Consider the following 10,741-nt stretch of genomic DNA (forward strand, 5'->3'; position numbering starts at 1 on the left):
GCCGGGCTCGGACCACCGCCAAGCCGTCCGGCGGCCGAGCCCGGCGCCGGAACCGGACCGGGACCGACGCGGCGGTACCCCCGCCGCCGGGTGCCGACTAACCTGCTGGTGTCACCGGCACGCCCGGTCCTGAGCGCACGGCCACTGGAGGTGGCGGATGGCGGACGCCGACCCGGGGTACTTCGGGCCCGATTCGGTCACCTGGCACCTGCACAGCGACCCCATGATGTGGATCGCCGGCGTCCGGGCGCTCTACCTCCAGGCGCTGCACCCGCGGGCCGTGCGCGGGGTCATGCAGAACTCCGACTTCCGCAAGGACGCCTGGGGACGCCTGATGCGCACCGCCAACTTCGTCGGGACGCTCTCGTACGGCACCAAGGAGGACGCCGAACGGGCGGGTGCGCGGGTGCGGCGCATCCACGCCCGGCTCAAGGCGGACGACCCGGTGACGGGGGAGCGGTTCGGCATCGACGACCCCGAGCTGCTCCTGTGGGTGCACTGCGCGGAGATCGACAGCTACCTCGCGGTCGTGCGGCGCTCCGGGTTCCGGCTCAGCGACGCCCAGGCGGACCGCTATGTCGGCGAACACCGCGTGGACGCGCGTCTGGTGGGGCTCGACCCGGCGGGCGTGCCGGGCAGCGCGGCCGAACTCGCCGCCTACTTCGCCTCCGTACGGCCCCGCCTCGCGGTCACCGCCGACGCACGGAACGTCGACGACTTCCTGCGCCGGCCGCCCACCCCCTGGCCCCTGGTCCCGGCGCGCGAGCTGGTGTGGCGACGGGTGTCCGCCCTCGCCTACGCCTCGCTGCCGCCGTACGCCCATGAGCTCTACGGCCGGCCCGCCCCCGCCGCCGGCGCCGTGGACCGCCGCCTGCGGTTCACCGGGACGGTGTTGCGCAGGATCCCCGCCACGGTGCGCTGGCAGCTTCCGCCCCGGCACGTCCTGCGGGCGGTCGCCCGGCTCGGACCCGAGACCCGGCCCGCACCGTACAAACTTCGCGAACAGGCCGCCATACTGGACGGGCCGGGGAGGGCGCATGGTCAGTGACGGGGGCGACGGCACCAGATGGCGGACACCAGGCTGATCCACGGCCGCTACCGGCTGCTCGATCCGATCGGGCGCGGCGGCATGGGGGAGGTGTGGGCGGCCCGCGACGAATCGCTGGAGCGACGGGTCGCGGTCAAGCTGCTCAAACCGCTCGCCCCGGGTCACGAGGAGTCGTTCACCCGGGTGCTCAGGGAACGCTTCCGGCGCGAGGCCCGGGTCGCCGCCGCGCTCCAGCACCGCGGGGTCACCGTCGTCCATGACTTCGGGGAGTACGAGGGCGGGCTCTACCTCGTCATGGAACTGCTCGACGGACGCAACCTCAGCCAGCTCCTCGACGACAACAAGCGGCGCCCGCTGGCGGTGGAGGCCGTCGTCGACATCGCCGAACAGGTCGCGGCGGCCCTCGACTACACCCATCAACAGTGCGTCGTGCACCGGGACTTGAAGCCGGCCAACATCATGCGGCTCACCGATGCCGCGGTGAAGATCTGTGACTTCGGCATCGCCCGGCTCGGCGCCGACATCGGTTTCACCAGCCGGCTCACCGGTACCGGCATCGCCATGGGAACCCCGCACTACATGTCGCCGGAGCAGATCGCCGGCACCGAGGTCGACCACCGCAGCGACCTGTATTCGCTCGGCTGCGTCCTGTACGAACTCTGCACCGGGGCGCCGCCGTTCGACCTGGACGACGCCTGGGCGGTGCTCGTCGGCCACCGTGACACCGTGCCCCGCCCCCTGCGCGAGCACCGGGCCGAACTCCCCGGCTTCCTCGACCGTGTCGTACTCGACCTGCTGGCGAAGGATCCGGGCCAACGCCCCAGCGATGCGGGGGAGTTGGCGCGCCGGTTGGCGGCGGGACGGGCCGGGGCGGGACCGCTCGGCGGCCCGGCCCGGTCGTCCTCGCGCCCCGCGTCCCGGTTGCCGTCCTGGACCGAGGGGATGACCACCGGCCACAAGGCGACGCGCACCTTCTCGCCGGCCGTCGACCCCGACCCCACCGCCGGCCTCACCGGCGAGTGGACCGTGCCGGCCGCCGCCCGGCACCGCACCCCGGCCACCCCCGCACCGAGGGAGGCCGCGCGGCCCACTCCGGCGGCCAAGGCGCTCGCCGCGCTCGACAGCCGCCACCGCGCGGGGCTCAGCCTCGGCCGGCTCGGCCGCTGGGCGGAGGCGGGCGAGGTGCACCGGGCGGTGGCGGCCGAGCGGGCCCACCTGCTGGGGCCGGACCACCCCGACACCCTCGCCAGCCGCTACGAGATGGGCTTCACGCTGAGCCGGACGGGCCGGGCGGCCGACGCGCTGCGCGAGTTCGGCAAGGTCGCCGAGGGCCGGGCCCGCTCGCTGGGACCCGACCACCCCGAGACGCTCGACGCACGCCAGGAGACGGCGTACGTCCTCGGCCGGCTCGGCCGTCACTTCGAGGCGCACCAGGTGTACGTCGCCGTCCTCGCCGCCCGCGAGCGCACCCAGGGCCCCGACGACCCGGACGCCCTGCGCTGCCGGCACAATCTCGCCTTCAACCTCAGCCGGCTCGGCCGTCTGGAGGAGTCCTGCGCGATGGCCCAGGACGTGGCGGCCGCCCGCGCCAGGGTGCTCGGCCCCGGCCACCCCGACACCCTGGTCACGCAGTACGAAGTCGCTTACGCGCTCGGCCTGTTGGGGCGCTGGGTCGAGGCGCTCGCCGCCTATCGCGAGGTCGCCCGGGGCCGGGCGGCGGCACTCGGCCGCGATCACCCCGACACCCTCGCGGCCCGCTACGAGATCGGCGTCAGCCTCGGCCGGCTCGGTCGCAGCCCGGAGGCGCTGGAGCTGTACCGGGAGCTGGTGGCGGACCGGCTGCGGGTCAGCGGGCCCGAGGACCCCGAGACACTGCGCGCCCGCCACGGCCTCGGCGTGAACCTCGGCCGCCTGGCCCGCTGGGAGGAGGCCCTCGAAGAGGCCCGCGAGGTGTGCGAGCTGCGCGTACGAGTGCTGGGGCCCGAGCACCTCGACACCCTGGTCAGCCGTCGCGAGGTCGCCGTGGGTCTGGGCTGGCTCGGCCGCTGGGCCGAGGCGCTCGACGCCTACCGCACGGTGGCCGAAGCCCGCGAACGCGTCCTGGGCGCCGACCACCCCGACACCCTGGCCAGTCGCAACGACCAGGCCAACTGCCTGGAGCAGCTCGGCCGCGGCCCCGAGGCGGTGGAGCTGTACCGCAAGGTGGCGGCCCTGCGCCGAGCCGGCCACCACTGACCCGGGCAGGGTTGCGCCGGCCGGGGGCGAGCCGGTGTCGGGGCGGCCGTGCGCTGGGCCGACCGCCCGAGGCCGGCCTTCGGCGTCAGGACAGTTCCGCTTCGGGGGCGAAGGCGGGCAGCCGCTCAAGACTGGCGCGCACGGCCTCGGCGCCGTACACGAGCATCTGCCGTTCGTAGTCGTCGACCGCACCGAGCAGTCCCCGGCGTCCGTCGTCTGCCGCGATCAGGCAGCGGCGCAGCAGGTCGGCATCGCGCAGCGCGGTGTTGGCGCCGTTGCCGCCGGTCGGGGAGGTGGCATGGATCGCGTCGCCGAGCAGGGTGACCGGGCCGGACGGCCAGCGCCCGCCGGGTTTGACGGTCCGGATGGACAGCAGGGTGCTGTTGTCCGGGTCGGCCCGCCCGATCAGCGCGCGCAGCTCCGGGTGCCACCCCTCCATCCTGGACAGCGCGGCGTCCCGCGCGGTCACGTCCCGCGGCGAGTCGTCCGGTGGCAGGATCATGGCCCAGCGCACGTAGTCGCCGATGTCGGGCAGTGTGACCTCGGGGGCCAGTCGCTCCGCGGCCTGTCCGGGCGGGGTGGGGAAGCGCATCGCGCCGAGCAGCAGGCTGACGCGGCCGTCCGTGATCTTCGAGCCGTAGGTCGCGGACAGGCCCGCGAACTCTTCGGTCAGCGGGGTGCGGCCGATGACGAACCGGACGCCGGTGTCGGTCGGGACGGTCTCCGGCGACAGCACCCCGCGGACAGTGGAGGCCACGCCGTCCGCGCCGACGAGCAGGTCCGCGGTGGCCGGGTCGCGGCGGGCGAACCGGGCCTGGACCCGGCCGTCGGCCAGCACGTGGTAGCCGGTCAGCGCGGCATCGGTGTGCACGCTGAGGCCGGTCAGCAACAGGTGCCGCAGCACCTGCCGATCGACCACGATGCCGGTGCGGGCCGCGCCGAGCCGGCCGATCTCGTTCAGCCGCGGGTCCAGGACCAGCTGCTCGGCGGAGGCGGCCATGACGATCTCGTCCAGCAGTGGGTGCCAGCGCGCCGGCAGGCAGTCGCGCACCGCCTGGAACCCGATCGGGTCCAGCACCAGCCGGTAGCCCTGGAACCGGGCGCCTATCCCCGGGTCGCGCTCGAACACGTCGGCCTCGATCCCGGCACCACGCAGACCCTGTGCGAGAGCCAGGCCTCCCAGACCGGCTCCGACCACGCCAACGCGCATCACATACCTCCAGGACAGCGGCCAGGGCATCGGCCAGAACATCGACACGAACTAAGTTCGTTTTGGCGAACTAAGTTCTACTCAACGAACTAAGTTCGTGTCAAGGTACAGTGGCCCGTATGACCGCCGATCCCCGCCGGAGCCGTTCAGCCCGCCATGCCCAACCCACCGCGGAACGCGCCGCGCCGGCGCCGCGCAAGGAGCCGATCACCGTCGGACGGATCGCCGACGCCGCCCTGGAAGTGGTCGCGACCGAGGGGTACGACGCGCTGACCGTCCGCCGGGTCGCCGCCGTGCTCGGCACCGGTCCGTCGTCGCTGTACGCGCACATTGTCAACAAGGACGACATCGACGATCTGCTGATCGGCAGGCTCTACGCCTCGATCGTGCTCCCCGAGCCGGACCCGGCCGCCTGGCGCGAACAGTTGACGGGTGTGTACACGCAGATCCGCGATCTGTACCTGGAATACCCCGGGGTCTCGCGCGCCGCGCTGGCCATGGTGCCGACCAACCTGGAAACGCTGCGGGTCGGCGAGGGAATCCTGGCGATCCTGCTCGCGGGCGGGATCGAACCGAGGACCGCCGGATGGGCCCGCGACGCGCTCTCCCTCTACGTCAGCGCCTATGCGCTGGAGCAGTCGATGGTCCGGCGACGGCGCCGGAGCCAGGATCAGGAATGGGTGCTCGGCGACAAGGAGTTGTTGGACCGCTTCACCGCACTGCCGGCGGAGCGATTCCCGCAGACACGACGCCATGCCGCCGAGCTGATCTCCGGTACCGGACACGACCGCTTCGCGTTCACCCTCGGACTGCTCCTGGACAACCTGCGGCCGGCCTCGGACTGACGCGGTGGTGACCGTGAGGGGGTATCACCAGGGCACTACGCCGGCGTCGTTGAAGAACTTGCCGGTCGGGCCGTCGTCGGGCAGCGTCGCGAGTTCGATGGCGATCGCCGCACCCTGTTCGGGGGTGCGCACCCCCTGGAAGCCGTTGAGGTCGGTCGCGACGTAGCCGGGACAGCCGGCGTTGATCAGGATGTTCGTACCGCTCAGCTCCCGGACGTACTGGAGGGTGACGGCGTTCAGGAACGTCTTCGACGGCGCGTACGCCACGGCCACCGGCCCGGCCGTCCGGTCCGCGTCGGGTGCTGACTGGCGGGTGAGGGAGCCGACGCTGCTGGACATGTTCACGATCCGCGGTGCGGCGGAGCGGCGCAACAGGGGCAGCATCGCGTTGGTGACGCGGATGACGCCGATCACGTTGGTCTCCACGACCGTCAGGACGGTGGCGGGATCGACCCGGGTGGGCTCCTGCGGCATGCCGCCCGTGATGGCGGCGTTGTTGACGAGCACGTCGAGGCGCCCCGAGCGTTCCTCGATCAGCCGTGCGGCGGCGCTCACGCTCGCGTCGTCGGTCACGTCCAGAGGCACGCCGAACGCGTCGACGCCGTCCGCGCACAGCCGCTCCACCGCCGCCGCACGCCGCTTCTCGTCGCGGGCGCCGACGCCCACGCTCCACCCGAGGGCGCCCAGGCCCCGGGCGATCTCGTAGCCGATTCCCTTGTTCGCGCCGGTGACCAGCGCGGTCGTTCGTTCGCTCATGGAGACCATGCTGCTCCTGGATCGCGCGGGGGTCCAAGACCGATCGGGTGCGCGGCGATACCGGCAGGGTATTGATCCGCAGTAGCCTGGCCGGATGGAGACCCGGGAGCTGCGCTACTTCGTCGCTGTCGCCGAGGAGCTGCACTTCGGGCGCGCCGCGCGGCGGCTCGGGATGGCGCAGCCGCCTCTGTCGCGGGCGATCCAGCAGCTCGAACGCCGGCTCGGGGCGGCACTGCTGGACCGGACCAGCCGCAATGTCACGCTGACGGAAGCCGGCTCGGTGCTGCTGGCCGAGGGCCGGGCGGCCCTCGACGCGGTCGACGCCGCCGAGCGCCGGACCCGCCGCGCGGGCCTCTTCGCGACCGGCCGTCCCGGCCTGGCCCTGGTCACGAAGGCCAGCGCGTCCAGGGAACTGCTGGCCGAACTGCTCGACGCGTACGCCGCCGAACCCGGCGCGGTCCCCGTCGACGTCATCCTGTGCGGCCCGGCCGAGCAGCGACGACTCCTGCGCGAGGGCCGGGCCGACGTGGCGCTGCTGCACCGGCCGTTCGACTCGACGGCCGGGCTCCACACCGAAGAGCTCGGCACGGAGGGCCAGGTCCTGGTCCTGCCGGCCGGGCATCCGCTGACCGTCCGGGCCCATGTGCACATGGCCGACATCACCGCCCTGCCGGGCCTGCCCCTGCCACGCTGGCCCGACCCCGACGGGGCCTATCCGCCCGGGCCCGGCCCAGAAGTCCGAGACCAGGCACAGCTGTTGCAGCTCGTCGCCCTCGGCCGCGCGTGCGCGGTCGCGCCGGAGTCGTGCCGGGCCCAGCTGCACGACGACCTCGCCGCCGTGCCCGTGGTGGACGCGCCGGCCGTCACCACCGTCATCGCCTGGCCTGCGCACAGCCGGTCCAGAGCGGTCGCCGACCTCGTCCGGACCGCTACACGTCTCCCGTAGTTCCCAGTTCCCACCCGCCCGGCCGGGTTCCGCCCACCGTGTCCCGGCTCGGACCGGGGCGGCGAAGCGGGGCAGTGAACCGGGGCGGCGAAGTGGGGCAGTGAACCGGGGCAGCGAATGGGGGGGCAGCGGACCGGGGCAGCGAAACCCGGGGCTTCCCCGGCGGTGGCGGCCCCCGGCAGTCCCGGCCCGCGGCGGGGTTCCGCGCGCGATCATCCCGTGTTACCAAGGGGCATGCCCGCACGCACCGCGTTCGCCCGTGAGGTCTACGACGCCGTCATCGTCGGCGGCGGTCACAACGGCCTGGTCGCCGCCGCCTATCTGGCCCGCGCCGGGAAGTCCGTCCTGGTGCTCGAACGGCTCGGCCGCACCGGTGGCGCGGCCGTCTCCACGCGCCCGTTCGCGGGGGTGGACGCCCGGCTCTCGCGTTACTCCTATCTCGTCTCGCTGCTGCCCCGGAAGATCGTCGACGATCTCCGGCTCGACTTCGCGGTCCGCAAGCGCACCGTGTCCTCCTACACGCCGACCCTGCGCGAGGGGCGTCCCGGCGGTCTCCTGGTCGGCGGCGGAGCGGACCGTACCGCCGCCTCCTTCCGCCAACTGACCGGTTCGGACGCCGAGTTCACCGCCTGGCAGGCGTTCTACGCCACCATGCGGCAGGTCGCCGAGCGGGTCTTCCCCACCCTCACCGAGCCGCTGCCCACCGCCGCCGCGCTGCGTGCGCGGGTCGGTGACGACGCGGCCTGGCGGATGCTCTTCGAGGAGCCCATCGGCGTCGCCGTGGAGGACCGCTTCCGCGACGACCTGGTCCGCGGAGTCGTCCTCACGGACGCCCTGATCGGCACCTTCGCCGACGCCCACGACCCCTCCCTCGCCCAGAACCGCTGCTTCCTCTACCACGTCATCGGCCAGGGCACGGGCGACTGGGACGTCCCGGTCGGCGGCATGGGCGCCCTCACCGACGCCCTCGCCCAGGCCGCGCGCTCGGCCGGCGCGGAAATCGCCACCGGGCACGAGGTGACCGCGATCCGCACCGACGGGACCGAGGCCGAAGTCGACTACGCCACGGCCGAGGACACCGGCGCGGTGGCCGCCCGGCACGTCCTGGTGAACGCCTCGCCCCAGGCCCTCGCGGCGCTCACCGGGCAGGCGCCGCCCGAGGCCGCCGAGGGCGCCCAGCTAAAGGTCAACATGCTGCTCAGGCGGCTGCCCCGGCTCCGCGACACGTCCGTCGACCCGCGCGAGGCCTTCGCCGGAACCTTCCACATCGCCGAGGGATACGGCCAGTTGGCGACCGCGTACGCCGAGGCCGCGCGGGGCCGACTGCCCGCCGCCCCGCCCTCGGAGATCTACTGCCACTCCCTGACCGACCCGACGATCCTCGGTCCCGAACTCGCCGGGCAGGGCTACCAGACCCTCACCCTGTTCGGTCTGCACACACCGGCCCGGCTGTTCGCCGAGGACAACGACAAGGCGCGCGAACTCCTCCTCGCCGCGACCCTCGCCCAACTGGACGCCCATCTCGACGAGCCGCTCGCCGACTGCCTGGCCCGGGACGCCGACGGCCGCCCCTGCATCGAGGCGAAGACGCCGCTCGACCTGGAGCGCGATCTGCGGCTGCCCGGTGGAAACATCTTCCACCGCGCACTCGCCTTCCCCTACGCCCAGGCGTCGACCGGCCGCTGGGGCGTCGAGACGGCCCACCCGAACGTCCTGCTGTGCGGGGCCGGTGCCGTACGCGGCGGCGGGGTGAGCGGCATTCCGGGGCACAACGCGGCCATGGCCGTCCTCGGGCACTGACGCGGAGCCTTCGCCGCCGGCCGGCGAGCAGGGGCGGGTCCGCCAACTGCCGCCGAAAGGACGTCAGTTCGTGGATCTCGTCCAGCCGGCCGCCTCGATCCGGGCGGCATCGGTCGGCCGCAGCTCGTCGAACAGCACCCGGCCGCCGTCGGCAACCCGCAGCCCGTCGACATACACCCCGCGCCCCACATACCGCGGCCCGGTCGTGTACCGCCAGCGCAGCCGCACCGACCGGTCCCGCCAGGCGGCCAGGTCCGCGCCCGCCTCGTGCCAGACCCGCCCGGACCACCCGGTCACCGACCCGCAGGGATGCTCCCGGGGTGCTCCGCCGGGGCTGAGGGTGGTGAACGGTACGGGCCGCCAGGTCGCCCCGGTGTCCGTCGAGGCCTCCAGGGCGAGCGTGCCCACGCCCGGCTCGGTGTCCCACCACAAGGAGAGGCCGAGTCGCCCCCGGCCGGACCCGAACCGGCATGCGGGCAGGGTGAGCGTGGCCGTGGTGGCGGGCTCCATCCCGGCGAACCAGGCGGCGCCGCCGTGCGCGGTGCGGACCGGGACGGCCCGCGCGAGCGCGTCGCCCGCGGCCACCCGAGGTGCCGATCCGGTACGCCAAGTGCGCACCGGGTGAACGGAGTTGGCGAGCACCACCAGGAAGGTGTCGGTGCTGGGGTCGATGACGACGCTGGTGCCGGTGAACCCGGTGTGCCCCGCGCTGTGCGGCGTGGCCATCGCGCCCATGTACCAGTGCTGGTAGAGCTCGAAGCCCAGGCCGTGCTCATGGCCGGGGAAGGCCGTGTTGAAGTTCCTGAACAGCAGGTCGACGGAGGCGGGGCGCAGGATGCGGGCCCGGCCGTAGGCGCCGCCGTTCAGGAGCGTCCGGGCGAGGACCGCGAGGTCCCAGGCGCAGGAGAACACCCCGGCGTGGCCCGCGACCCCGCCGAGGCAGTACGCGTTCTCGTCGTGGACCTCGCCCCACACCATGCCCCGGTCGATCCCGGACCAGGGCTTGCGGGCGTCCTCGGTCGCGGCGATCCCCGGCTTCCAGGACGCGGGCGGGTTGTAGCGCGTGCGGCGCATCCCGAGCGGAGCGGTGATCCCGTCGTGGAGCAGGGCGTCCAGGGGGCGGCCGGTGATCTTCTCCAGGACCAGTTGGAGCGAGATCAGGTTGAGGTCGGAGTAGAGATAGGCGGTGCCCGGCGGGCTCGCCGGAGGCTCGTTCCGGACGAGTTGCAGCCGGTCCTCGTGCGTCGCCGCCCCGTAGAGCGGGATCCAGGACGGGAAACCCGAGGTGTGCGTGAGCAACTGCCGTACCGTGACGGCCTGTTTGCCCGCCGCCCCGAACTCGGGCAGATACGCGGCGACCCGCTCCTCCAGGGCGAGCGCGCCCCGCTCGATCTGCTGGACGGCGAGCAGCGAGGTGAACAGCTTGGAGAGGGACGCCAGGTCGTACACCGTGTCCTCGGCCGCCGCGATCCGCCGGCCGGGCGGGAGTTCCACCGCGGTGTCGCTCTTCTCGTCGTACGCCGCGTACCGGACCGCGTCGCCGATGGCCTGGTGCAGGGCCACCGTGCCGCCGCGCCCCGCGAGCAGCACCGCCCCCGCGTACCAGGGGTGGTCGGGGGAGGGGCCGAGGAACGTCCGGGCGTCCGCCACCAGGCGGTCCAGGTGCTCGGGGAGCAGCCCGGCCCGCTCGGCGGAGCCGCGCCGCAGTGTGCGGCCCCGGCCCGCGGCCACCGCCGTACCCGGTGGGGAACCCGCCATCAGCGCACCTCCCAGCGCCATGGCCGCACCGGCCAGCCGTCGTCTGCCGAGGCCGCCCCGGACTTCCCCGGCCATCGCCACGCACCCTTCTCGACGCGCCGGTCCGACGCGGTGAAAGTATCTTTCGCGATCACATCGCGCTC

8 protein-coding genes are annotated in these 10,741 nt (G+C 73.8%); 5 read left to right on the forward strand and 3 right to left on the reverse strand.

From position 1 onward, the window contains the following. Positions 1 to 157 precede the first annotated feature (157 nt). Positions 158 to 1,048: an oxygenase MpaB family protein gene (locus CG740_RS01695; RefSeq protein ID WP_100573054.1), complete on the forward strand. Its 891-nt coding sequence runs from the start codon at positions 158 to 160 to the stop codon at positions 1,046 to 1,048. 18 nt (positions 1,049 to 1,066) lie between these two features. Continuing rightward, the gene (locus CG740_RS01700; protein ID WP_100573055.1) at positions 1,067 to 3,283 is read left to right on the forward strand and encodes a serine/threonine-protein kinase; all 2,217 of its coding nucleotides are present in this window, start codon (positions 1,067 to 1,069) and stop codon (positions 3,281 to 3,283) included. 85 nt (positions 3,284 to 3,368) lie between these two features. Here CG740_RS01700 and CG740_RS01705 read toward each other — a convergent pair whose 3' ends face one another. After that, positions 3,369 to 4,493 (reverse strand): FAD-dependent oxidoreductase, encoded by a 1,125-nt coding sequence (locus CG740_RS01705; RefSeq protein ID WP_100573609.1) that lies wholly within the window; start codon positions 4,491 to 4,493, stop codon positions 3,369 to 3,371. 119 nt (positions 4,494 to 4,612) lie between these two features. Between CG740_RS01705 and CG740_RS01710 the strand changes: the two genes are divergently transcribed. After that, on the forward strand, positions 4,613 to 5,338 hold the full coding sequence (locus CG740_RS01710; protein WP_100573056.1) for a TetR/AcrR family transcriptional regulator: 726 nt from the start codon (positions 4,613 to 4,615) through the stop codon (positions 5,336 to 5,338). Between the two features lie 24 nt (positions 5,339 to 5,362). On the opposite strand, the gene CG740_RS01715 is transcribed toward CG740_RS01710, so the two are convergent. Beyond that, positions 5,363 to 6,094: an SDR family oxidoreductase gene (locus tag CG740_RS01715; RefSeq protein ID WP_100573610.1), complete on the reverse strand. Its 732-nt coding sequence runs from the start codon at positions 6,092 to 6,094 to the stop codon at positions 5,363 to 5,365. Positions 6,095 to 6,188: 94 nt separating this feature from the next. Between CG740_RS01715 and CG740_RS01720 the strand changes: the two genes are divergently transcribed. Next, positions 6,189 to 7,040 (forward strand): LysR family transcriptional regulator, encoded by an 852-nt coding sequence (locus CG740_RS01720; RefSeq protein ID WP_100573057.1) that lies wholly within the window; start codon positions 6,189 to 6,191, stop codon positions 7,038 to 7,040. 234 nt (positions 7,041 to 7,274) lie between these two features. Next, positions 7,275 to 8,840: a phytoene desaturase family protein gene (locus CG740_RS01725; RefSeq protein WP_100573058.1), complete on the forward strand. Its 1,566-nt coding sequence runs from the start codon at positions 7,275 to 7,277 to the stop codon at positions 8,838 to 8,840. A gap of 63 nt (positions 8,841 to 8,903) precedes the next feature. Here CG740_RS01725 and CG740_RS01730 read toward each other — a convergent pair whose 3' ends face one another. Next, positions 8,904 to 10,673 carry a serine hydrolase gene (locus tag CG740_RS01730; protein ID WP_100573059.1) on the reverse strand — a complete coding sequence of 590 codons (1,770 nt, stop codon included), beginning with the start codon at positions 10,671 to 10,673 and terminating at the stop codon, positions 8,904 to 8,906. Positions 10,674 to 10,741: the final 68 nt, after the last annotated feature.

The organism is Streptomyces sp. CB01201, assembly GCF_002803085.1.
Taxonomy (GTDB): Bacteria; Actinomycetota; Actinomycetes; order Streptomycetales; family Streptomycetaceae; genus Streptomyces; species Streptomyces hundungensis.